Source organism: Arcticibacterium sp. GJ41-1, assembly GCF_055808875.1.
The window spans coordinates 418,758-442,619 of record NZ_CM147888.1 but is presented as its reverse complement, the minus strand read 5'-3'; the positions used below and the strand labels follow the sequence as shown (position 1 = coordinate 442,619).

Here is a 23,862-nt window from a genome sequence, read left to right as displayed (position 1 = left end):
TGATACAAAGTAGCAGCTTCCACATCTCTTCTGACTTATACGTATTATTCAATAGCAGTTTATAGCCAAACTTTAGATGGCTATAGCTTAGAATACCCCAATAATCTCTTCAAACTGCCCGCTGAATAAAAAATATCATAATTTTTAGTTTGAATTGAATAATAATACTATTTGATTTGTAGTATTCTAGCCAGCAAAAAATTACTTTATCAATAAATTAAAAACTGAAATATGTCTAAACTTATCCTTCAAAAGTTTACGCCAATAGCTTTTTTGCTATTTCTGGCAGCTTTTACCACAAATGCCCAAAGTACTATTACGGGTATCATCACCGACGCCGAGACAAAAGAGCCGCTTATAGGGGTGAGTGTTCAGGTTAAAGGAAAGATCATTGGAACCATTACAGATATCAAAGGCGAGTTTGAGCTTAATACCTCTACTCCTACCCCTTTTGAAATTGTGGTGAGTTACCTTGGTTTCCAAACGCAGGAAATACAAATCACAAGTGATAACACGAAACTCCAGATTTCTCTTGATGAGCAATCTCTTCTAGGTCAAGAGGTGGTAGTAGCCGCTTCTAGAGTAGAAGAAAGTGTTATGAAGTCGCCAGTGACCGTAGAAAAAATGGACATAAGAGCCATTCAGCAAAATGCCTCTGCTAGTTTTTATGAAGGCTTAGCCAACATGAAAGGAATAGACATGACCACGCAAGGTCTTTTATTCAAATCTATCAATATGAGAGGTTTTGGAGCTACGGGTAATCCAAGAACAGTTCAGATGATCGACGGAATGGACAACTCTGCTCCGGGGCTTAACTTCCCAATGGATAATATCATTGGTATTCCCGAACTTGATTTAGAAAGTGTTGAGGTGCTACCAGGAGCAGCATCTGCTTTATATGGCCCAAATGCCATCAATGGTCTTATTCTAATGAATTCTAAAAGTCCATTTTTATACCAAGGCTTAAGTGCCAATGTGAAAACAGGTATTATGGTAGCAGACAATAGAGACAAAAAAACAACGCCTTTTTATGATGCTACTATAAGATATGCGAAAGCTTTTAACAACAAATGGGCCTTTAAAGTAAACTTATCTTACCTAACAGCTGACGACTGGCAAGCTACCGACTATACTAACCTAAACGCTGCTTCAGGAAATCCTTACGAAACAGATGCCATTAATATTTATGGCGATGAAGTTCAAGCAAATATGACAACTGTGGCAAATGGCCTTTTAGCTAGCCCTGCAGTACCTGACGCTTTTAAAGGTCAATTACAAGGAGCCTTAGATGCTGGTTTAGTGCCTAATACCAATGTAAGTAGAACAGGCTTTATTGAAAGGGACATGGTAGACTATGGAACTAAGAGTTTTAAAACAAACCTAGCACTACATTACAGACTTAATGACAAAATAGAAGCAATTGGTCAGTTTAACTATGGTTATGGTACCACCGTTTATACTGGAACAGGTAGATACTCACTAAGAAACTTCAATTTGGCTCAGTATAAATTAGAACTGAAAGGTGATAACTTTATGCTAAGAGGTTACACTACGCAAGAACGATCTGGTGATTCTTATTTTGCAGGTCTTGCAGCTGTTGGCATGTTAAATAGTGTTAGTCCTCATGCAAACTGGTTTGGCGAATACCTTCAAGGTTTCCTTACAGGTAAATTAGGAGGAGCTGCTGATGCCGCTTCACATGCTGCTGCAAGAGCTTATGCAGACAGGAACCTTCCAGTTTCTGGTTCTAGCGAATACAATACTTTATATGAAACGTATAGAAACGAAGCCATCGCAGATGTTGATAACGACGGAATTACTGGTGGTGCTTTTTCAGAGAAAACCAACATGTATCATCTTGATGGTGTCTACAATTTCAAAAATGAAATAACTTTCATGGATGTTTTAGTAGGTGCTAATTATCGTCAATACGACTTACGCTCTAACGGAACATTATTTGCCGATACCAAAGATGGAAGAACGGGAAGTATTCCAATTAATGAGTGGGGTGCTTTTGCACAAGTGGCAAAAAGTGTATTTAACGATCACTTAAAGCTTACTGCTTCTATGCGATATGATAAAAATGAAAATTTTGAAGGTCAATTTAGTCCAAGGTTCTCTGCAGTAACTTCTTTTGGAAACTCTAACATTCGTCTTTCTGTACAGCAAGGCTTTAGAATTCCTACTACACAAAATCAGTACATTGACTTAGCAACACCTTCAGGAACATTGATTGGTGGCTTGCCAGAGTTTAATGACAGATATAACTTAGGTAATGGAGTTTCTTTAGTAACGCTTACCGCTTTAGCCACAGGTCAGTTCCAATTTTCAGATGCACAGTTAGCATCTATTACTGAGAAAGCTACTAATTATGGCATAGCGGCAGTGACTCCTAGTATTCCTTTAATTCAACAGGGAGTAATAGCCGCTGTTCAAGAGCAAGTAACTGCAGGAGTTACAGCTCAAGTTCAAGCTGCAGTTCAAGCTGGTCAAATAGCTCCAGAGAATGCAGAAGCGGCAATCATTGCTGGCGTAACAGCTCAAATGAGCAGCCCTGAAATTGCAGCAACAATCGCTGGTGGTGTTGAGGCTGTAGTGACAGAAAAAGTAACGGAGGTAGCGAGTCAGGTAAGTGCTGCTTACGCTGCAGAAGCTTTACCAAAATATCAATATAAGCAACTTCAGCCTGAAAAGATTGTTTCTTACGAAATCGGCTATAAAGGTATAATAGGCAAAAAACTACTAGTTGACGCTTATTACTATTACAGTAAGTACACAAATTTCATAGGTACAACTTCTGTAATTGTTCCAATAGCCGCTGCTGGCCCGGGCCTTCCTGTAGAATCTGGTGTGGCTAGTGCAAGTACAAGGCTAGCATACTCTAGACCAGCTAATACTTCTCAAGAAATTACCGTTCAAGGTTGGGCTGCACAGTTAGATTATTCATTACCAAACAGGTTCACGATTGGTGGTAACATCGCGTTTAATCAGCTTCAAGGTTTCACTCCTTCAGATGAATTACAATCGTCAGGTTTTAACACACCTGCATATCGTTATAACTTAAGCTTTGGAAGAAGAATTGCTCCAGGAAATGACTTTGGATTTAATATCAACTTCAGACACCAAGATGAGTTCACTTGGGAGTCAAGCTTTGGCGTTCCTACAAACTCTAGCTTAGCAAGATATCAAAACACGCAAGTACCTGTAGTTAATAACATAGATGCACAAGTTAGCTACAAGCTTTCTTCTATCAAGTCTATTGTTAAAATTGGAGGTTCTAACATAGGTGGCAAACCTTACATTCAGGCTTTTGGTAGCCCATCTGTAGGTTCTATGTATTATGTTTCATTAACATTTGATGAGCTATTAAACTAATTAAGATTTAATTGACAAAACTTAATATTGTGCATAAAGAGTTCTCGGTTTCCGAGAACTCTTTTTTTGGTTAAAGTTTGCGTCAAAATTCTTATCTTTGCACCTCTTTTCAAGAGAGAACATTGTTCTATTATATATGGCCGAAGACCATAAAAGACTTAAAACTAACAATTCATGTCAAAAATCATTTATACCATAACCGATGAAGCACCTGCTTTAGCGACCTACTCTTTACTTCCAATTATAAAAGCTTTTACTTCTAAGGCTGGTGTAGCTGTAGAAACTAGAGACATTTCGTTGGCTGCTAGAATTTTATCTGCTTTCCCTGAGTACTTAAAAGAAGACCAAAGACAAAGCGACGATCTAGCTGAATTGGGAGAATTAGCAAAATCACCAGAAGCTAATATTATCAAATTGCCAAACGTTTCGGCTTCGGTTCCTCAACTAGAAGCAGCAATAAAAGAATTACAGTCTCAAGGATATGCTCTTCCAGATTATCCTGAAGAGCCAAAAACAGACGAAGAAAAAGCTGTTTTTGCAAAATATAGTAAACTTAAAGGAAGTGCGGTAAACCCTGTACTTCGTGAAGGTAACTCAGACAGAAGAGCACCAAAAGCAGTTAAAACTTACGCAAAAAACAACCCACATAGCATGGGGGCTTGGTCTACAGACTCTGCTACACACGTAGCCACCATGAGCTCAGGCGATTTCTGCTCCAATGAAAAATCTGTTACCGTACCAACTGCCACAGATGTAAAAGTTGAGTTAGTTGCCAAAGATGGTTCTGTAACTGTTTTAAAAGACAAAATTTCTTTACTAGCTGGAGAAATTTTAGATAGCACAGTAATGAGCAAAAAAGCTTTAATTAGCTTTTTATCAGAACAAATAGCTGACGCAAAAGCGAAGAACGTTCTTTTCTCGCTTCACATGAAAGCAACCATGATGAAGGTGTCTGACCCTATCATTTTTGGACATGCTGTAAAGGTTTTCTTCAAACCAGTATTTGAAAAATATGCTGACACTATTGAAAAGCTTGGTGTTGATGTAAATAATGGCTTTGGCGATTTACTTAATAAAATCTCTGAACTTCCTGCAGCTGAAAAGGCAGCAATTGAGACTGACATTCAGGCGTGCTATGAAAATGGTCCTGCTTTAGCAATGGTTAATTCTGACAAAGGAATTACCAACCTTAATGTACCTAGTGATGTTATCATTGACGCTTCTATGCCTGCCATGATAAGAACATCAGGTCAAATGTGGAATGCCGCTGGAAAACAACAAGATACTAAAGCAGTTATTCCAGATAGTAGCTATGCTTCTGTTTATGAAGAAACTATCGAATTCTGCAAAAAGAATGGTGCTCTTGACCCTACTACAATGGGTAGCGTTTCTAACGTTGGCCTAATGGCTCAAAAAGCAGAAGAGTACGGCTCGCATGACAAAACATTTGAAATACCTACTGACGGTGTTGTAAAAGTTATTGACGCAAGCGGTGCAACACTTATGGAGCATGCTGTAGAAGCTGGTGACATCTGGAGAGCTTGTCAAGCTAAAGATGCACCTATTCAGGACTGGGTTAAACTAGCTGTAAATAGAGCAAGAGCTACAGGTACACCAACCATCTTTTGGTTAGATAAAAACCGAGCTCACGATGCACAGTTAATTGAGAAAGTAAACAAATACCTTCCAAATCACGATACTACTGGCTTAGAGATTAAAATAATGTCTCCTAAAGATGCCACTCGTTTTTCTTTAGAGAGAATCATCAAAGGAGAAGACACTATATCTGTAACTGGAAACGTGTTAAGAGATTACTTAACAGACCTATTCCCAATTTTAGAGGTTGGTACTTCTGCTAAAATGCTTTCCATTGTACCATTAATGAATGGTGGCGGATTGTTTGAAACTGGTGCTGGTGGTTCTGCCCCAAAACACGTTCAGCAGTTTGTACAAGAAAACCATTTAAGATGGGATTCTCTAGGAGAGTTTTTAGCCATCGCAGTTTCTTTAGACCACTTAGGCGAAAAAGACAATAACCAGAAAGCGAGAATCTTGGGTGAAACTTTAGATAACGCTACTGAGAAATTACTTTTGAATAGAAAATCTCCTTCTAGGAAAGTTAAAGAATTAGATAACAGAGGAAGCCATTTTTACCTTGCTATGTACTGGGCAGAGGCCTTAGCAAACCAAACAGAAGATAAAGATCTTCAAGCTCTCTTTACTGATATCTCTTCAAAACTCGGGGCTAATGAGTCTAGTATTGTAGAAGAATTAAATACAGTTCAAGGTAAGGCTATTGACATGGGCGGATATTACCACCCATCTGATGATAAAACATCAGCAGCAATGAGACCTAGTGCTACATTGAACGGCATTATCGCTTCTCTTTAAGAAGCTCCTTATTATTTAGTCTAGCCCTGATTGCTCCGCAATCAGGGCTTTTTTATAGGCATGAATTTTGTATTAATCTATAAAACATATTCTTGCTTGATGATTTCTTATAAATGCTTATTGACAGCTCTTGCTCTATCAATAAGCCCTTACGTATTTTCCCAGACTTACAGCATTACATCGCAGCACTCTTTTGGTGGTGATGAAGATGATGCTGCAAATGACCTTATAAAAACTTCTGACAATGGCATTATCATGGTGGGCTCCACGCATTCAAAAAACAGTTTTGATGTAGGAGCATCTAATGGGGCTAGAGGAAATGGCGGAAGCGATTTTTGGGCAGTAAAGCTAAATCAAAGCGGAAGCTTGGTATGGTCTAAAACCTTTGGTGGTTCGGATGACGATGAAGCTACCAGCATAGCAAAAACATCAAATGGCGAATATGTAATAGTTGGCTCCACCAAATCTACTAATGGCGATGCAAACTATAACGGAACCAATGGCGGCATCTTAATGATTAGAATAAAAGAAGATGGCAACCTGGTTTCCACGCGAATAATCCCGGGAGGAAGGAGATTTACAGAAGACACTTATCATTACGCCAGCACTTTTTCAAAACCCGCGGTAGCGGTATCAAAAGACGGATTCATATACATAGGAGGAACACATGAAATAGGCTCTTCGCCATATAAAGCAAAGCAGTTTTACCTAACAAAGTTAACCCCAACAGGAGACACACTTTGGCAAAAAATATTTGGTAGCGATTTTGACGAACAGCTTTCTAATATCGCAATAGCTTCTAATGGCGACGTACAGATGGTGGGTAGCACTACCTCTAACTCAACCCAAATAGCTGGTGCAGGAAACGGGAACCTAGATTTTTTTGCTGTAAGAACAGACAAAAATGGCAATTTACTTTGGCAAAAAGCTTGGGGAGGAAATAACATTGATGCACTTCACGGACTCATTGAAAACCATCAAAAAACAGGCTTTGTTTTAGTGGGTGAAACCAGCTCTAACCAAGGTTCAATCAATTCAAGTTTTGGAAATAAAGATGCCTACCTATTTGAAATAGACACAAACGGAAACCTGCGATGGAAAACACCCTATGGTGGAGAGAGTAACGACAACCTTTATGACATCGTTTATAGCGGTAATAGCAACTATCTAGCTCTTGGAACAAGTGATTCTAGGCTTACAGGAGTAACGTCAAAAGGCCCACTCACAGATATACTAACGCTTACGGTAAGCTCGTCCGGCCAAATTATTAATGCAGGACAGTACGGTGGAGAAGACTTAGACGTAGGTCGAGGAGGAATTGCCCTAAGCAACGAGACATGGGCTATTGCTGGCGTAAGCCGCAGTTCTTCTGAAGACGTATCAAAAAACAATGGCGAAAACGACTTTTGGCTATTAATGCTGGGTGAACCCACACCTATTGAAATTACAGATTTTAGAGGTTTCAGAAACCTAGATAACCAAGGAGAACTCTCTTGGAGAACTAATTATGAGTCTTCTGCCAAATCTATTGTGGTAGAAAAGAGTGCAGATAACACCTCATTTATCCCGCTTCAAACATTTTCAATTTCCGGAAATAGTAGCAGTAGAAAAAACTATAGTTACCTAGACCCTCAGTTAAGGTTAGGGGCAAACTACTATCGCCTTAAATATTACGGCACCAATGGCAAAGCATATATAGGACCTAGCTTATTAATTCAAAACATCCCATTGGCACTAGCTCCGGAAACAACTGCCATTTCTTTGTACCCAAACCCTACTGATGAAAAAGCAGTTCTTTCCATTTTTGACCTAGAAGCGTCTATAACTATATTTAACATTGCTGGTGTTTCACAAAAAACAGAAAATACTTACTCAAACCAGAATGGTTGGCTATTAAACCTTCAGGCCTTAAACCCTGGAGCATACCTCATTAAGGTTGATACCAAAGAGCAAAGCCTAACAAAGCGTTTTATAAAAAAATAATCTCGTATTTTTCTCATAAATTAGATGTTCAAAAAAGAACATTTAATGAGCAAGACAATTCACTGGGGAATTATTGGAATAGGTAGAATAGCAGAGAAATTTGCATCAGATTTAGCTACCGTAAAAAACGCAAAACTAGTAGCCGTAGCTTCACGCTCTATCGAAAGAGCAACAGATTTTGGCAAAAGATATGATGCCGCCCACGCCTATGGCTCTTATGAGGAAATCTTTAATACACCAGAATTAGATGCTATTTACATAGCAACACCTCACACCAGTCATGCTGAATGCACAAAACTCTGCCTAAATAAAGGTATAGCGGCTCTTTGCGAAAAGCCATTTGCCATGAATGAGCAAGAGGTACAAGAAATGATTGATTTGGCAAAAGAAAAAGAAACCTTCTTAATGGAAGCTCTTTGGACTCGTTTTTTGCCTAGCACTAAAAAAGTCCTTGAAATTATAGCATCAAAAGCTTTGGGTGACATAAAGTTACTTCAAGCAGACTTTGGCTTTATTCCACCATTTCTACCTGAAAGAAGGGTTTTAAATCCTGAATATGGCGGCGGTGCATTCTTAGATATCGGCATCTACCCAGCCTTTTTATCGCTGTTGATTTTGGATTATCCTTCCAGCATTTTAGCCACTTCTACCCAAGGTCCTACAGGTGTAGATGAAACCACAGCCTTCATATACAAATACGACAATAATGCCATAGCCAAGTTAAGTTGCACTTTTGGGGCACCAACTAATGTAGAGGCAACTATTTTCGGTACAGAAGGACGCATTGTGATGAAAACTAAGTTTCATGAAACAAAAGAAATAGAATTCATCCCGAACGAAGGCGAACCACAAGTTTTCAAGTTCCCAAGAGAAACTTTCGGCTACGATTCTGAGATAGAAGAAGTGAATGACTGCCTTAGAAAAGGAAAAACACAGTCTGACTTATGGCCTCTTTCACAAAGCTTAAAACTGATAAGATTATTAGATAAAACCAGAAAAGAAGCAGGTATACAGTATAAAACAGATGAGCCAGCTTAACGCTCGAACTTTTTAAACCAGCTCCATATTTTCATTATTACCACACCAAAGATGGCTTCCTTGAAAATGCCTGACGACATTTTTGAGGTGCCTTTGGTACGGTCTGTAAAAATAATAGGCACTTCGTGCACTTTAAATTTGTAGAGATAGGCGTTAAACTTCATTTCTATCTGAAATGCATAACCCACAAACGTGATTTTATCTAGCGGAATAGTTTCCAAAACCTTTCTGGTATAACAAACAAAGCCACCAGTAGGATCCATAAAAGGCATTCGTGTCAAAAAACGAACATAAACCCCAGCAAAATAAGACATTAACACGCGTCCTATAGGCCAGTTTACCACATTTACGCCAGAAATGTACCTAGAACCAATAGACATATCATTCCCGTCTATTTTACAAGAATTGTAAAGTCGAACTAAGTCATCTGGATTATGTGAAAAATCGGCATCCATTTCAAAAACAAACTGATAGCTTCTCGCTAAAGCCCATTTAAATCCATGAATGTAAGCCGTGCCCAAACCTAGCTTCCCTGCACGCTCTTCTAAATGAAGTTCTTCAGGATACTTTTGCTGCAATTTTTTTACAATATCAGCAGTGCCGTCCGGAGAGCCATCATCCACAATAAGCACGTGAAAAGGTACAGAAAGACTGAAGACCTTAAGAATTATGGCCTCAATGTTCTCCTTTTCATTATACGTAGGTATGATAACTAAATTCTCTTCTATCATGCTTTATTCTTTCGAAATTGGTTCTGCCGTTTCTATGTCTTTCGCCTCGTTTTCCATGGCCTCCAGATTGTCTTCTACCTTTTGATAAATCTCGGTAAAGAGCTTTGGGTACTTGGCATAATACTCATAACTCTCATTATACTGCAGAGAATCCACTCCCTTCTCTTCCCAAAGCCTCTTTTGAAGGTACTGAAATGCCACATGAGCCGAATCATAACTGTTTAGGTTCATTCTACCCACCTTTGACTCTAAAATATGTGTTTGGGAAATCAAATCTACCATAACCTCTTCTGAAATCAGATTTTCTGGAGCATCCTCATTACCACAACTCGTGAAAAATAATGCCAAAACTAGTACCTTGATAATTTTCAAACTCACCTTAATTGTAACTGATTAATAAACAACACATTAAAGACTCCAAAGAATTTAAGACTTAAGCACTCTTATCTTAAAAGCGAATTTCAGATAAACCCACTAACTTTGCTCAACAAAAGTAATCAATGCCTGCATTCTTAATAATAAAGCAGATTATAAAAAAGCTTAATACCGCGTGAAAAAGATATTTTCCAGACTGGACAAATATGAAATTAGAATTAGAAAAGCCGTCAACTCTCAAATGCACGGTAATTTTAGCTCTATTTTTAAGGGAACCGGTTTGGAATTTGCCGATTTGAGAACATATCAATACGGCGACGATGTAAGAACTATTGACTGGATTACCACCGCAAAAGGTCACGGAGCTTACGTCAAAATTTTTAAAGAGGAGAAAGAGCAAACCGTCTTTTTCTTGCTTGATATGAGTGCATCGCAGCAAGTAGGCGAACACGGAAGAGCTAAAATTGACAGAGCAAAAGAGATTTGTGGCGTTATGGCATTATCTGCCATAAAAGAGTCTAGTCACGTTGGTTTATACTGTTTCACAGACCAAAAGGAGCTTTATCTTAAGCCTGATAACGGCATGAAACACGCCTACAACTTCATATTGAAACTATTTCAGGTTATTCCAAAATCATTCAAAACAGATATTACAGAAGCCATTCGTTTTACTTTAAATATTCTTAAAAGGAAAAGCGTTATCATCATGATTTCCGATTTTCAGGACGAAGGCTACCAAGACAACCTCAAGGCACTTGCAAAAAAACACGACTTAGTGGTTTTACATTTATATGACGACAGAGAAGTGAACTTGCCTGAATTGGGGCTAATTCCAATTCAAGATACAGAAAACAACACCTTGAGATGGGTAAATACATCTTCTAGAAAGTTTCAAAAGGGAATGAAGCAGTCATTTAACGACAGTAAGAACACTTTAGAAAAGCTTTGTAAGCAGTATAACGCTTCTTACCTGTCTATTTCGTCTACCGAAGATTTTATACCAAGACTTGTTGAACTATTCAGAGTAAGAAAGTGATAATATCAAACTTTAAATATCCCCTTACTTTTTTAAGAATTTGGACTTTGATAGGTACTTTTTCCATAGCCACCTTTGGTCAAAATCCAAGTATAAACTTTATCTCAAAAAATGCCAATGTTGGTCAAGACATAAAGGTTTCCTTAACCTATAGGCACAATGCTAAAAGCGACGTCTTTTTCCCAAATAAGGCGATTTACTTTAAGCCATTCGAATTAAAAAACTACGTTTTCTTCCCTACACATACCAAAGACTCCACAAGTGTAGATAGTGTTATTTATACACTTAGGACTTTTAATGTTGACAAAATCCAAACCCTCAAACTTCCAGTTTGGACATTTGTTGAAAACGATAGTACTGCCTTCTGGTCAAATACGGACAGCTTATTCTTTCAAGAGTTAGTCTCAGACAGCTTGCTGAAAGACAGGCTTCTTGTTTCTTCTGCAGATTTCATAAAAAAGAAGGAAAACAAAATGCTCTCCATTGGGCTACTTATCTTTTTTGGAATACTAACCCTACTGGCTCTGTTGGCTTTGATTTTTCAAAATCAAATCAAAAAACAAATACTTCTTTATCGGTTTCAAGAAAAACAAAATGTTTATAATAAGAACTTCCTGAACCTAATGAAGTCCGACCTAAACCCTGAAAACCTAGAACAGGTTTTGGGTCTTTGGCGAAACCAAATGAAATGGATGGAGAAAAAACCATTTGACTCCCTGTCTTCCGTAGAAATTGAAAAGGTATCTGGGCAAAAAGTGGGTTTAGCCATTAGAGAAATTGAAACTAGTCTTTTTGGAGGTCAAAACTCTGAGAGAATCCCACTAGCTTTGCAAATTCTTTATTCATACAGTAAAGAACGTTTTAGAGAAAGAAGACTGGCTTATAAAAACCAGCTTAAAAATTTATATTAAAATCAATATGGACAATCCCGTTATAATTTTTGGTGCTGGCACCTTAGGAAAAATAGCTCTCGATATATTTAATGAGAACAATGTGCTCATTTATGGCATATTAGATGACAAAACGGAACTTCATAATACTGAAATAGGAACGGTTATGATTATGGGTGCTACGGACGATGCCGGAATCCTAAAAATTATTGGTAAAAAAACAGAAGCTTTTGTGGCTGTTAAAAACCAAGCCGACAGAAAAAGCCTTGCGGAAATGCTAAATAAAAAACGCAAGACCATGCCCATCAACGCCATTCATAAATCAGCAGTGGTTTCAGAAGAAGCCGTAATTGGTCATGGAAATTTAGTAGCCGCAAGTACGGTAGTAGGGCCTTTTGCTAGAGTAGGCAACTTAAATATTTTAGGAACATCAGTCGTGATAGACGCAGAAGCCGAAATTGGAAACTATGTAGAAATAGGTAGCGGTTCGGTTATTTCTAGTGAAGCCAAAATAGAAGAAGGTGCATTTTTGGGTAGCAATGTCACAGTAGTTTCAGGTATAACTATTGGGAAAAATGCACGTGTAGGTGCTGGTTCTGTGGTAATAGAAAACGTCGCAGAAAACGCAACAGTTTTTGGCAACCCAGCTAAGGCTATTGGATAGATTAAAAGAATCTATTACCAAAATTGAATTATTCCAAGATTCGATTGAGATTATAGTCTCAAAAATTGATTGGCTTTGTCTCTACCACTAAATTCGTTAGTTTTTAGAGTTTATATATGCTATATTCTCTATTGAGATACTGACTTTACCCCCATCCATTTAGATGAAAGATTACGTAAAACCAATAAAAAGATTACTAATAGCTAACCGTGGAGAGATTGCCATCAGAATAATGCGAGCAGCATCTGAACTGGGAATTACCACTGTAGCTCTATATACTTTTGAGGATAGATATTCACTGCACAGATACAAGGCAGATGAGGCATATCAAATAGGCACAAACGATGAGGCTCTTCAACCCTATTTGGATATTGAAGGCATTATTCAATTAGCCAAAGACAAAAAGGTTGATGGAATTCACCCAGGATATGGCCTTCTTTCTGAAAACGTCACTTTAGTAAGGAGATGTATAGCAGAAGGAATCATTTTTGTAGGCCCTGAGCCTGAGGCTATGGATGCTTTAGGTGATAAAGTAGCTGCAAAAAATATGGCCAAAAAAGCTGGTGTGCCTTTAATCCCTGACTTTAGAGAGGATATTCCAAATGCAGAATTTGCCCTAGAAAGAGCCAAAGAAATAGGCTTCCCAATGATGGTGAAAGCTGTAGCTGGTGGTGGTGGTAGAGGAATGCGAGTAGTGCATAGTGCAGAAGATTTCCCTAAAGCATATTCTGAAGCTAAGAATGAAGCAAAAACGGCCTTCGGAAATGATGTAGTTTTCCTTGAGAAATTTGTTTTGGAACCAAAACACTTAGAAGTACAGCTTTTAGGAGATAAACATGGTAACCTTATTCACCTTTATGAGAGAGACTGCTCTGTTCAGCGTAGATTTCAAAAAGTAGTAGAAATAGCTCCTTCCGTAGGTTTAAAACAAGAAACAAGACAAAAACTTTACGATTACGCCATTAAAATGGGTAAAGCCGTAAATTATTCAAATGCTGGAACGGTAGAGTTTTTAGTTGACAAAGAAGAAAACGTTTACTTCATTGAGGTAAATCCTCGTATTCAGGTAGAGCATACCATTACGGAAGAAATAACGGGTGTTGATATAGTTAGAACCCAGCTTTTAATAGCAATGGGGCACAAACTGTCTGACAACGGAATTTATATTCGCAACCAAGACGAGGTACCTTTAAAAGGCTTCGCCATCCAGTGTAGAATCACTACAGAAGACCCAGCCAATGGCTTCAAACCTGACTTTGGAACTATCATTGCCTACAGAAACGCTGCTGGTTTTGGTATAAGATTAGACGAAGGAAGTGCCTACCCAGGCATGAAAATTTCGCCTTACTTTGACTCCATGATTGTTAAAGTAACCGCTAGAGGTCGTACCCTTAAAGGTGCTGCTCAGCGATTATCAAGAGCATTGGTTGAGTTTAGAATTAGAGGTGTAAAAACCAACATTCCTTTCTTAAGTAATGTAATTAACGATAAAGATTTTCAAAAGGGTAAAGCTAGGGTTTCATTCATTGAGAATCGCCCTGACCTTTTAGTGCTTCGTAAGCCAAAAGACCGTTCTACTAGAGCGATGAAACTTTTAGCTGACGTAATAGTTAACGGAAACCCAACCTTAGGCAAAGTAGAGAAAATCGACTTTGAACTTCCTAAAGTTCCAATCATCGACCCATACAGCTCATATCCAGACGGTAACAAGCAAAGGCTTGATAGCATGGGTGCTGATAAGTTTGCTCAGTGGGTTAAAAACGAAAAATCGATATTATATACAGACACCACTTTTAGAGACGGACACCAGTCGCTTCTTGCTACTAGAGTAAGAACTACGGATATGTTGCAAGTAGCTGAAGGGTTTGCTAAAAACTTTCCGCAGCTGTTTTCTATGGAAGTGTGGGGTGGAGCTACTTTTGATGTAGCCATGCGTTTTCTTTATGAGAGCCCATGGAGACGTCTACAAGAGTTTAGAGAGGCTATGCCAAACATGCTTCTTCAAATGCTACTTAGAGGTTCTAACGCGGTGGGTTACACGGCCTATCCTGATAACCTTGTAGAGAGTTTCATTGAAAAATCTGCTGAAAACGGTGTTGATGTTTTCAGAATATTTGATTCACTTAACTGGATTGAATCTATGAAGTTAAGCATCAAAACGGTTAGAGAGCGTACCAACTCTTTGGCGGAAGCTGCGATTTGCTACACCGGCGAAATGCTTGACCCAAATCAGAAAAAATATACTTTACAGTATTATTTAGATATGGCTCGTCAGTTAGAAGACGAGGGGGCTCACATTATTGCCATAAAAGATATGGCTGGTCTACTTAAACCTTACACTGCTGAGGTTTTAGTAAGAGAAATGAAAAAGGCCGTAGACCTTCCTGTTCATTTACATACGCATGATACTTCTTCTATCCAGCCTGCTACTTATTTAAAAGCAACAGAATCTGGTGTTGATATTATTGACTGTGCATTAGGTGGTTTATCAGGCCTGACTTCGCAGCCTAACTTTAACTCGGTGGTGGCTATGCTACAAGGTACCGAGAGAGAATGCGAAATAGACCTTCACAAACTAAATCAGTATTCTAATTACTGGGAAGATGTAAGAGCCATGTATGCTCCTTTTGAGTCTGGACTTAAGTCTGGAAGTGCTGAGGTGTATGAACATCAAATGCCTGGCGGTCAATATTCAAACTTAAAGTCTCAATCAATTTCTCTAGGACTTGGAGACAAGTTTGACTTGTTAAAAGAAAATTACGCTATTGTCAATAACCTTCTTGGAGACATTGTGAAAGTAACACCTTCTTCTAAGGTAGTAGGTGATATGGCTCTCTTTATGACATCAAACAGCATAGATGCTGATGATATTTTCAAGAAAGGAGATACGCTATCGTTCCCTGAGTCTGTAAAAGGATTCTTTAGAGGAGACCTAGGTCAGCCTCCAGGAGGATTCCCTAAAGAGCTTCAGAAAATCATCTTAAAAGATGTGAAGCCTTTTACTGATAGGCCCAATGCTCACATGGAGCCAATTGACCTTGAAAAGGAATTTGCCCAGTTCCAGATAGACTTCCCTAACTCGGATGGTTACTTGGATTTCTTGGCCTATAAACTTTACGACAAGGTTTATGAAGACTTCCACGCCAATCGTGAGAAATATGGTGATGTAAGTTTAATACCTTCTCATGCTTTCTGGTATGGTCTGCACCAAAATCAGGAAATCATGATTCAGATAGAAGCAGGTAAAACTATCTTAGTTAGGTACCTGTACACTTCAGAGTCTGACGACGAAGGTAAGAGAACAGTGAGTTTTGAACTGAATGGTCAAACACGAAAAATCAAAGTTCGTGATAAGGCTATGAAGGTGACGAAACCTACCAATAAGAAAATAAGTAAGGAAGGCGATATTGGAGCTCCGCTTCAAGGTCGTATTTCTAGAGTACTAGTTAAGAAAGGTGACGAAGTGGCTAAAAACACGCCATTATTCGTAATAGAAGCCATGAAAATGGAATCTATTGTGGCATCTCCTTTTGAAGGCATAGTAGCCTCTGTACAGTTAGAGCAGGGTTCTGTAGTAGAACAAGATGACTGGGTAGTGGAGATAGAAAAAGCATAAGTTAAATTATTTAGACTTTAATAATCGACAGTTTTTGGGGTAGTATTTAAATGAACCTTCATTTAAGATAAGCCTCAAAACTGTCGATTAATTTTTTGGACCGTTTATGGTCAGGTATTTATTAAAAATTCTCTCTTTTTATGAAAAAGAAATTTAAGCTTTTTGATTTTACTCAAAAAGTGGATTACAAAAACGAAGTCCTTGCAGGTCTAACTGTATCACTTGCAATGATTCCTGAAGTTGTAGCCTTTGCGTTTGTTGCTCAAATTAGCCCTATCGTAGCACTTTTTGGTGCATTCGTTGTTGGGATTGTTGCGGCTACACTTGGCGGAAGACCTGGCCTTATTTCAGGTGCTGCAGGGGCTGTAGCTGTAATTTTTGTAGATATGATTCAGAAAGGACATGCAAAAGGCCTTCTGATGGATACTCCTATTGAAAATATGGGGTATTTTTATCTTATAGCAGCCGTGGTAATGATGGGTGTGATACAAGTGCTCGCTGGCTTCTTTAAGCTAGGGAAATTTGTACGGTTGATTCCAAACCCTGTAATGATGGGATTTGTGAATGGTTTAGCAATTGTGATTTTCATGGCACAATTGGGCATGTTCAAAGAGAACAATAAAGATATTTTTGGCCAAAATAAGCGTAATACAGAAAACACCGAATTAGCCTACAGTGTGGAAGGTAACTCGGTTAGAGACGTTGCCTCAAACTCCGTACTGTTTAACATCGTTGGAAATTCGATTCAAAACGCTGAGACAAATGAAGAAACCTTTGTTATTTCTGAAGGTCAAGTGTTTGATGTAAAAAATCAAAGGGTAGTATACAACGTAGAAGATGATGGCTTTTATAAAGTCAAAATTGCGGGGGTTTCAAAATCCTACTTGACAGGAAGCAAGCTCTACATTATGATTGGCCTAGTATTATTAACCATGCTTATAGTATGGGGGCTCCCTAGGCTCACCACGAAGATACCAGCTGCCTTAACCGCAATTTTGGTGGTTACCTTAATCGTTATTTTTGGAAACCTTGATGCCATAAACGTAGGTGGTTTCATTAGAGATGGAGGTGGCGAAGGCCTCAATGGGCTAAAAGAGATAAAAGATAAGCTTGACGTTTTTGCTTTGTGGAGTAACCTCCCTTTCAATTTAGATACCTTATGGTTTATTTTCCCATATGCATTCCTAGCCGCATCTGTGGGGCTGATAGAAACACTTATGACCATGAACCTTGTAGATGAAATTACAGACACAAGAGGTAGCGGAAACAGAGAGTGTGTAGCTCAAGGAACTGGGAACATTTTAAGCGGTTTCTTAGGCGGAACTGGTGGCTGTGGTATGATTGGCCAAACGGTTATAAACCTGAAAGCAGGAGGCCGAGGACGTTTGTCTGGAATAATGATGGCCTTAACTCTTTTAACGTTTATTCTCTTTGCCGATAAATACATAGAGCAAGTACCTATTGCAGCCCTAGTAGGTGTAATGTTTATGATGGTGATTGACACATTTGCCTGGTCTAGCTTTAGAATATTGAGAAAAATTCCAATGTCAGATGCTTTTGTTCTTATACTGGTTTCTGCTGTCACAGTCTTCTTTGATTTAGCTATTGCAGTATTTGTTGGTGTTATAATTTCAGCTTTGGTTTTTGCCTGGGAGAATGCGAAAAGAATTAGAGCAAGGAAATTTATTGATGAAAACGGTGTAAAACATTATGAGATTTTTGGACCGCTGTTTTTTGGTTCTTCACAAGTTTTTGGCGACAAGTTTGATGTTCTAACAGATCCAAAAGAAGTTATAATAGACTTTAAAGAAAGCCGTGTAAACGACATGTCTGGCGTAGATGCTCTTAATAAGATTACAGAACGTTATCAAAAAGCTGGCAAAAAAGTGCAGCTAAAACACCTAAGTAAAGACTGTAGAAAGCTATTGGCTAATGCGGAAGAAATCATTGATGTAAACATCATTGAAGACCCAACTTATAAAGTAGCGGTAGACCTTTAAAATACGTTTGTTTTTATAAAAGAATCCCCTTCCTAATTAGATTAGAAAGGGGATTTTCTTTGTATAAGAACCTGAGAACAATTAGTCTTATATGTTCTCCAAAATACGCTTTATAGCTGCCTGTACAGACCAAACTCTATTTCCAGCTTGCTGAATCACTACCGAGTTATCTGAGTCAATAACCGCATCTTCCACTATTAAACCTCTTCTTACAGGCAAACAGTGCATAAACTTAGCATTGTCTGTCAGTGCCATTTTATCTTCCGAGATAATCCAATCTTCATTTCCTGGGAGCACCTTTCCGTAATCGGTATAAGACGACCAGTTTTTAGCATAAATAAAGTCTGCCCCTTCAAAAGCCTCCGCCTGATTATGCGTCACGGTGGCATTCCCTCTGTAAGCTTCTGGTAAGTCATAACCCTCAGGATTTGTAATCACAAAATCGTAGTCTGTAAGGTTTAGCCATTCGGCAAAAGAGTTTCCTACTGCCTGCGGCAAAGGTTTAATATGCGGTGCCCAAGTCAAAACAACTTTAGGTCTCGTTTTAGTTTTTAATTCTTCAATGGTTATCAAATCTGCCAGTGACTGACAAGGGTGACGCGTGGCCGACTCCAAGTTAACAATAGGCACACCAGACAAAGCTCTAAAGCTTTCTAAAACCAGTTCTTTATAATCTTCCTCAGCATCTGTCAGTCCCGCGAAGGCTCTTACACCTATGATGTCTGCATATTGACCTATTACGGCTGCCGCTTCTTTGATATGCTCTGCTTTATTACCATCCATTTTGACACCATCGCCAAACTCTAGCTGCCAGCTATCAGAACCTACATTCATCACAATAACATTCATCCCTAGATTCATGCCCGCTTTTTGTGTACTCAAACGAGTTCTTAAGCTTGAATTAAAAAACAAAAGAACAAGTGTCTTGTCTTTCCCTAAATTTTTATTAGCTAAGGGAGCGGCCTTTTGAGCTAATCCTTCTTCTACTAAATCTTGAATATTAGGTACATCAGAAGGGGTAATAAAATGTTTCATTGAGTGCTTTTAATAAATATGGTTCGACAAAGTTAACAGAATCGACTTTTGACGGAACGAACTCCTAATCAAATTTTCATTTTCTTAGAAAAACGAAGCTAATAATATCAAAAAAGCCGTTTTCTATATATAATTGATAGAAAACGGCTTCATTATAGAACTGTATTACAATTAACGCCCAGTTTCAAACACGAAATGAGCTAGCTTTTTATAATCTTCTGTTTGCTTTAATTTATTCTTAGAGCTTTTCAGGTATTCCTTCCCGTTTATTCCTAAAGCCTCCAGCATACTCATAACCTCTTTCTTAGTATCTATGGAAGAGAGCACTTTACCATCCCAAAAGAAATAATGATCTATCTTATTAACCGTTGGCTCCTTACTTCCTACATCTAAAGCGGCATTATAATCTCCTTTTTGAATACTTATCTCTTTTGATTGCAAGAAGGCAATGCCATCTCTAGACCCTAATAATTCAAAAAAACCTTTCACATTTTCACTTCCAAACTCTTTAGGATTAATAAACTGCGAAACAGACTTATCTTCATTCAAGCACAAAATGTTTGAAACCCTTGAAGTCTCTATAACCTTGATTTTCTCACCATGCTTAAACTCTACATTGTTATTCCATAAATCGACTCTAGTCTCCACTCCTTTCAAACTATCTAGGCTTAAGGTTTCTCCTGAAGGTATAGTAAGCTGCTGTGGGTAGAAATAAACTTTCCCTTCTTGAAAAGCCTTTTCCCAAAAATAGTCGCCTTTTACATTAGACTTCATGTCATTTAAACCATAAAGTTTATGTTGACCTCCATCTGAAAAATCTACCTCAGAGAAATTATTTTCAGTAAACCACTGCTGCGGCAAAATACGCTGAGCCGAAAGCTGGAAACTTATAAAACATAAGAAAAATAGGATTTCCTTTTTCATCTTGTTCAATCTATTGAAATGTCATTATTAAATCATTTAAAAAATCGTTTAGTAAAAACCACTAAACCTCTTTTAAAATAGTAGACAGAACTAAGACCCTCCTCACAAAGTGGTGAAAATCATAACTTTCTGCCATTATGACATTTTCAGGTCTAGCTTTTTTAGCTATCTGCATGTCTTTCAATGTACCTGATAATAGCCTTCGCTATGTCTTTTTCAGTTGCCCTTTCTATTCCTTCTAAACCAGGAGACGAATTAACTTCCATAATCTTAGGTCCGGAATTAGAACGAAGCATATCAACACCGGCTACTCCCAAACCAAGTACTCGAGCCGATTTTAAGGCCGCGTTTTCTTCTTCCTCAGTAAGTTCTACTACCTCCGCTGTACCTCCTCGGTGAAGGTTAGATCTAAACTCACCCTCTTTTCCCTGACGCTTCATGGCTCCTACCACTACACCGTCAACCACAAAAGCACGAATATCAGAGCCATTGGCTTCCTTGATAAACTCTTGCACTATAACCCTAGCCTGAAGACCTTGAAAAGCATCTAAAACAGATGTTGCCGCACTTTGCGTTTCCGCCAATACCACACCCACTCCCTGCGTTCCTTCTAATAATTTTATAATACACGGCGGTCCACCAACTTTCTCAATCACCTGTTCGGTATCTTTAGAATAATTAGTAAAAACAGTCTTTGGCAAACCCAAACCGGCTCTAGCCAAAACTTGTAGGCTTCGCAGCTTATCTCTGCTCCTTACCAATGCTTGAGATTCTACCGTAGTAAATACTTTCATCATCTCAAATTGCCTAACCACAGCAGTACCATAAAAAGTTACCGATGCTCCAATTCTAGGAATAATAGCATCAACACCCGTTATAAAGCTTCCGTTATAAAAAATCTGTGGTTTTTTCTTTTCAATCACTAAGTCGCATTTCAATGGACTAATAATTTGAACTTCATGCCCACGTTTTTCAGCAGCCTCTTTTAGCCTTTTTGTTGAATACAAATTGGCGTTTCTCGATAGAATTACAATCTTCATTTTTTTAATATCTCTTTTTTAGCGACATCCACTAAATACTTTTTTCTAATAAATTTCCTGCCCAATAGCAGCGGGGTTTTCATTTCACTTCTGTTTGTAAGTGTAAGCTCAATGTCAAAAACATCTTCCCCCAGGCAGATTTGTGTCCAAATAGAATAGCGTTCTTCTTCAATTCCATTTGAACTTTTGACTCTTCTTTTACCGAAGTCAGTAAAAATTACATTTTCAACTGGTTCTTTAGAATTATCTGAGTTAAGAAATTGACAAGAAATACCACCATCTATTTCCGTTACTTTTTCACAGTGCATACTAGAAGTGTACGCACCTGTATCTACTTTAGCTCCAACATTAAACAAAGCCAAAGCTGGCAAGTCTGCCTGTTCTTTTCTACCTATAACTTTCAATCATATCTCATTTCAATTCGAAAAGTAGTTTGATTCATTAAGACCTACGTAGTTTTTTGCCAAATTTATTTTTTTGACTTGACTTTAAATTTTGAAACATCATCTGAATCGTTGTAAATTCAATTTGTTTAAACCCAATAAAATAATTCAATCCTTATGAATACGACTCGTCGTTCTTTTGTTAAAAAGTCAATTATAGCTTCTTCTGTGGCTGCCTTTTCACCAAACGTACTCTTAGCTACCACTAGACCCGTAAAAGAGAAATTAGGCGTGGCCTTAGTTGGCCTCGGTTATTATAGTACTGACCTTATAGCTCCCGCTCTATTAAAAACTAAACATTGTGAATTAAGGGGAATAGTTACGGGTAGTCCCTCAAAAATTCCAGCTTGGCAAGAGAAGTATGGTATTGTAGATAAGAACATATACTCGTATGATAACTATGAGGATATAGCAAACAATCCTGATATCGATGTGATATACGTGATTTTACCTCCATCTATGCATAGAGAATATACCGTGCGTGGAGCGGAAACAGGAAAACACATGTGGTGTGAAAAACCAATGGCTCCTTCTGCAGCCGACTGCCAAGCCATGATAGATGCTTGTAACAAAAACAAAGTGGGCCTTTCTATTGGCTACCGCTGCCAGCACGACCCAAATATTCAGGCTTACCAGAAAGTGGTAAAAGAGCAGAAGTTCGGAAAGGTTAAAATGGTTACATCGGCCGCGGGTTATGTGGACGGAAGAACAAACCACTGGAAGCAAAGTAAAGCCATGGGCGGTGGTGTAATGGGAGATATGGGCGTATACGCAATTCAAGGTGCTAGGTTGGCAACAGGTGAAGAGCCAATAAGCGTAAGAGCACAAACTTATACCACCCGACCAGAAATTTATCATGAAGTAGAAGAAAGTGCCGCATATATTTTAGAATTTCCTAGCGGAGCTAGAGCCAGCTGTCAATCTAGTTTTGGAATAAACATGAATCATCTGCAGGTCAATTATGAAAAAGGTTGGTTAAAAATGGAACCACAGACAGGCTACGGAGGAAACAAAGGAAGTATGTCTGACGGAACCGAAATTTACACGCCAGTAGACCGCCAGCAACCGCTTCAACTAGATGATGATGCACTGTCAATAATTAACAAAAAACCATACCTGTGCCCAGGTGAAGAAGGTTTACGTGACATCAGAGTGGTAGAAGCTGTATTAAAGTCCGGAGCCAATGGTGGCTGCGAAGTAAAACTATAAATACGTTATAAACCGCTTATCAATAAGAGATTGAAAATATAAGATACGGCAATTAATATTGTAGAAATAAAAAAGCTATGTTACTAATTGCCGTATTACTTCCTTGGTTATCTTTCTTTTTAAGAGGCAAAATTCTCAGTGGAATTCTATGTCTTTTACTTCAAATCACTATTCTAGGCTGGTTACCAGCAGCACTTTGGGCGGTAGCCTCAAGAGTAGATGGAAAAAATAGAACTCGATTTAGACGCATGGAGCGAAGATATCACTAAACCTTTTTAGCCTCTTCCCAAAACACATCCATTTCTGCCAAGGTCATGTCAGAAAGTTGCTTGTTGTTTTCTTTGGCCTTGGATTCTAAGTACTGAAACCTTTTTATAAACTTCTTATTGGTTCTTTCTAATGCTGTTTCTGGATTTATGTCAATAAAACGAGCATAGTTTACCAGAGAAAATAACACGTCTCCAAATTCTGCCTCCGCTTCCTGTTTATCAATGGCCTCTGACTTTTCTGTATCAAACTGCTCTTTAAACTCCTGCATCTCCTCCTCTACCTTGGCCCAAACCTGTGACTTTTCTTCCCAGTCAAAACCTATTCCTCTAGCTTTTTCTTGAATTCGCATGGCTTTGACCAGTGCTGGCAAAGATTTCGGCACTCCCCCCAAAACCGATTTATTACCTTTCTCTTTTAGCTTTAGCTTCTCCCAGTTTTGCTTTACCTCTTCTTCATTTTCCACTTTGACATCTCCATAAATATGGGGGTGGCGAGAAACAAGTTTATCGCAAATGCCATGAAGCACCTCCGAAATATCAAAAGCACCTTTCTCTGAACCAATTTTGGCATAAAAAACCATGTGAAGCATAATGTCACCCAATTCCTTTCTGATTTCTTCTAGGTCACCTTCTAGAATAGCATCCGATAACTCATAGGTCTCTTCAATGGTCAAATGACGTAAAGACTCCAAAGTCTGCTTTTTATCCCAAGGACACTGCTCTCGCAATTCATCCATAATGGTCAGCAGCCTATCAAAAGCTACAAGGTGATTCATGCGTTCTGGAGTAAAAAAGGGCTGCGGAGAGGGTATTGACATTAAATTAAATTTTGATTCAAAGCTA

18 protein-coding genes are annotated in these 23,862 nt (G+C 38.5%); 11 read left to right on the top strand and 7 right to left on the bottom strand.

Annotated features, from left to right (window positions below):
• Positions 1-231 precede the first annotated feature (231 nt).
• The 4 genes from AC0L6O_RS01890 (at position 232) to AC0L6O_RS01875 (ending at position 8,787) form a co-directional block, all read left to right on the top strand.
• Entirely contained in the window at positions 232-3,375 is a 3,144-nt protein-coding gene (locus AC0L6O_RS01890; protein WP_473305883.1) for a carboxypeptidase-like regulatory domain-containing protein, read from the top strand.
• 174 nt (positions 3,376-3,549) lie between these two features.
• Entirely contained in the window at positions 3,550-5,766 is a 2,217-nt protein-coding gene (locus AC0L6O_RS01885; protein WP_473305882.1) for an NADP-dependent isocitrate dehydrogenase, read from the top strand.
• Positions 5,767-5,826: 60 nt separating this feature from the next.
• On the top strand, positions 5,827-7,749 hold the full coding sequence (locus AC0L6O_RS01880) for a T9SS type A sorting domain-containing protein (protein ID WP_473305880.1): 1,923 nt from the start codon (positions 5,827-5,829) through the stop codon (positions 7,747-7,749).
• Positions 7,750-7,794: 45 nt separating this feature from the next.
• Positions 7,795-8,787, top strand: a complete 993-nt coding sequence (locus AC0L6O_RS01875; RefSeq protein WP_473305879.1) for a Gfo/Idh/MocA family protein — start codon at positions 7,795-7,797, stop codon at positions 8,785-8,787.
• On the opposite strand, the gene AC0L6O_RS01870 is transcribed toward AC0L6O_RS01875, so the two are convergent.
• Both AC0L6O_RS01870 and AC0L6O_RS01865 read right to left on the bottom strand, forming a co-directional pair.
• Positions 8,784-9,518, bottom strand: coding sequence for a polyprenol monophosphomannose synthase (locus tag AC0L6O_RS01870; protein ID WP_473305877.1), 735 nt, complete (start codon positions 9,516-9,518; stop codon positions 8,784-8,786). The genes AC0L6O_RS01875 and AC0L6O_RS01870 overlap by 4 nt on opposite strands.
• Positions 9,519-9,521: 3 nt before the next feature.
• Positions 9,522-9,896 (bottom strand): DUF4296 domain-containing protein, encoded by a 375-nt coding sequence (locus tag AC0L6O_RS01865; RefSeq protein ID WP_473305876.1) that lies wholly within the window; start codon positions 9,894-9,896, stop codon positions 9,522-9,524.
• Positions 9,897-10,068: 172 nt separating this feature from the next.
• Here AC0L6O_RS01865 and AC0L6O_RS01860 point away from each other — a divergent pair, with 172 nt between their 5' ends.
• The 5 genes from AC0L6O_RS01860 (at position 10,069) to AC0L6O_RS01840 (ending at position 18,099) form a co-directional block, all read left to right on the top strand.
• A complete protein-coding gene (locus AC0L6O_RS01860) occupies positions 10,069-10,929 on the top strand; it encodes a DUF58 domain-containing protein (RefSeq protein WP_473305875.1) in 861 nt (286 codons plus the stop codon).
• On the top strand, positions 10,926-11,840 hold the full coding sequence (locus AC0L6O_RS01855; RefSeq protein WP_473305873.1) for a hypothetical protein: 915 nt from the start codon (positions 10,926-10,928) through the stop codon (positions 11,838-11,840). The genes AC0L6O_RS01860 and AC0L6O_RS01855 overlap by 4 nt, the downstream gene beginning before the upstream one ends.
• A gap of 7 nt (positions 11,841-11,847) precedes the next feature.
• Positions 11,848-12,483 (top strand): NeuD/PglB/VioB family sugar acetyltransferase, encoded by a 636-nt coding sequence (locus AC0L6O_RS01850; protein WP_473305871.1) that lies wholly within the window; start codon positions 11,848-11,850, stop codon positions 12,481-12,483.
• A gap of 163 nt (positions 12,484-12,646) precedes the next feature.
• Positions 12,647-16,099, top strand: a complete 3,453-nt coding sequence (locus AC0L6O_RS01845) for a pyruvate carboxylase (protein ID WP_473305869.1) — start codon at positions 12,647-12,649, stop codon at positions 16,097-16,099.
• 140 nt (positions 16,100-16,239) lie between these two features.
• Positions 16,240-18,099, top strand: coding sequence for a SulP family inorganic anion transporter (locus AC0L6O_RS01840; RefSeq protein ID WP_473305867.1), 1,860 nt, complete (start codon positions 16,240-16,242; stop codon positions 18,097-18,099).
• An 87-nt stretch (positions 18,100-18,186) separates the two neighbouring features.
• Here the strand turns inward: AC0L6O_RS01840 and AC0L6O_RS01835 are convergent, their stop codons facing one another.
• The 4 genes from AC0L6O_RS01835 to AC0L6O_RS01820 form a co-directional block, all read right to left on the bottom strand.
• Positions 18,187-19,134 (bottom strand): N-acetylornithine carbamoyltransferase, encoded by a 948-nt coding sequence (locus AC0L6O_RS01835; RefSeq protein ID WP_473305865.1) that lies wholly within the window; start codon positions 19,132-19,134, stop codon positions 18,187-18,189.
• 171 nt (positions 19,135-19,305) lie between these two features.
• A complete protein-coding gene (locus AC0L6O_RS01830) occupies positions 19,306-20,058 on the bottom strand; it encodes a hypothetical protein (RefSeq protein WP_473305864.1) in 753 nt (250 codons plus the stop codon).
• A 161-nt stretch (positions 20,059-20,219) separates the two neighbouring features.
• On the bottom strand, positions 20,220-21,098 hold the full coding sequence (rimK, locus tag AC0L6O_RS01825; RefSeq protein WP_473305862.1) for a 30S ribosomal protein S6--L-glutamate ligase: 879 nt from the start codon (positions 21,096-21,098) through the stop codon (positions 20,220-20,222).
• Positions 21,095-21,502: an ATP-dependent zinc protease family protein gene (locus AC0L6O_RS01820; protein WP_473305861.1), complete on the bottom strand. Its 408-nt coding sequence runs from the start codon at positions 21,500-21,502 to the stop codon at positions 21,095-21,097. The genes rimK and AC0L6O_RS01820 overlap by 4 nt, the downstream gene beginning before the upstream one ends.
• A 156-nt stretch (positions 21,503-21,658) precedes the next feature.
• Here AC0L6O_RS01820 and AC0L6O_RS01815 point away from each other — a divergent pair, with 156 nt between their 5' ends.
• Positions 21,659-22,750 (top strand): Gfo/Idh/MocA family protein, encoded by a 1,092-nt coding sequence (locus AC0L6O_RS01815; protein ID WP_473305859.1) that lies wholly within the window; start codon positions 21,659-21,661, stop codon positions 22,748-22,750.
• Between the two features lie 77 nt (positions 22,751-22,827).
• A complete protein-coding gene (locus tag AC0L6O_RS01810; protein WP_473305858.1) occupies positions 22,828-23,019 on the top strand; it encodes a YqaE/Pmp3 family membrane protein in 192 nt (63 codons plus the stop codon).
• On the opposite strand, the gene mazG is transcribed toward AC0L6O_RS01810, so the two are convergent.
• Positions 23,016-23,795, bottom strand: a complete 780-nt coding sequence (gene mazG / locus AC0L6O_RS01805) for a nucleoside triphosphate pyrophosphohydrolase (RefSeq protein ID WP_473305857.1) — start codon at positions 23,793-23,795, stop codon at positions 23,016-23,018. The genes AC0L6O_RS01810 and mazG overlap by 4 nt on opposite strands.
• Positions 23,796-23,862: the final 67 nt, after the last annotated feature.

Excerpts from the sequence above, each read along its gene's own strand:
- AC0L6O_RS01890 (WP_473305883.1), top strand. The coding sequence starts at position 232 with ATGTCTAAACTTATCCTTCAAAAGTTTACGCCAATAGCTTTTTTGCTA.
- AC0L6O_RS01885 (WP_473305882.1), top strand. The coding sequence starts at position 3,550 with ATGTCAAAAATCATTTATACCATAACCGATGAAGCACCTGCTTTAGCG.
- AC0L6O_RS01880 (WP_473305880.1), top strand. The coding sequence starts at position 5,827 with ATGAATTTTGTATTAATCTATAAAACATATTCTTGCTTGATGATTTCT.
- AC0L6O_RS01875 (WP_473305879.1), top strand. The coding sequence starts at position 7,795 with ATGAGCAAGACAATTCACTGGGGAATTATTGGAATAGGTAGAATAGCA.
- AC0L6O_RS01870 (WP_473305877.1), bottom strand. The coding sequence starts at position 9,518 with ATGATAGAAGAGAATTTAGTTATCATACCTACGTATAATGAAAAGGAG.
- AC0L6O_RS01850 (WP_473305871.1), top strand. The coding sequence starts at position 11,848 with ATGGACAATCCCGTTATAATTTTTGGTGCTGGCACCTTAGGAAAAATA.
- AC0L6O_RS01845 (WP_473305869.1), top strand. The coding sequence starts at position 12,647 with ATGAAAGATTACGTAAAACCAATAAAAAGATTACTAATAGCTAACCGT.
- AC0L6O_RS01840 (WP_473305867.1), top strand. The coding sequence starts at position 16,240 with ATGAAAAAGAAATTTAAGCTTTTTGATTTTACTCAAAAAGTGGATTAC.
- AC0L6O_RS01835 (WP_473305865.1), bottom strand. The coding sequence starts at position 19,134 with ATGAAACATTTTATTACCCCTTCTGATGTACCTAATATTCAAGATTTA.
- AC0L6O_RS01830 (WP_473305864.1), bottom strand. The coding sequence starts at position 20,058 with ATGAAAAAGGAAATCCTATTTTTCTTATGTTTTATAAGTTTCCAGCTT.
- rimK (WP_473305862.1), bottom strand. The coding sequence starts at position 21,098 with ATGAAGATTGTAATTCTATCGAGAAACGCCAATTTGTATTCAACAAAA.
- AC0L6O_RS01815 (WP_473305859.1), top strand. The coding sequence starts at position 21,659 with ATGAATACGACTCGTCGTTCTTTTGTTAAAAAGTCAATTATAGCTTCT.
- AC0L6O_RS01810 (WP_473305858.1), top strand. The coding sequence starts at position 22,828 with ATGTTACTAATTGCCGTATTACTTCCTTGGTTATCTTTCTTTTTAAGA.
- mazG (WP_473305857.1), bottom strand. The coding sequence starts at position 23,795 with ATGAATCACCTTGTAGCTTTTGATAGGCTGCTGACCATTATGGATGAA.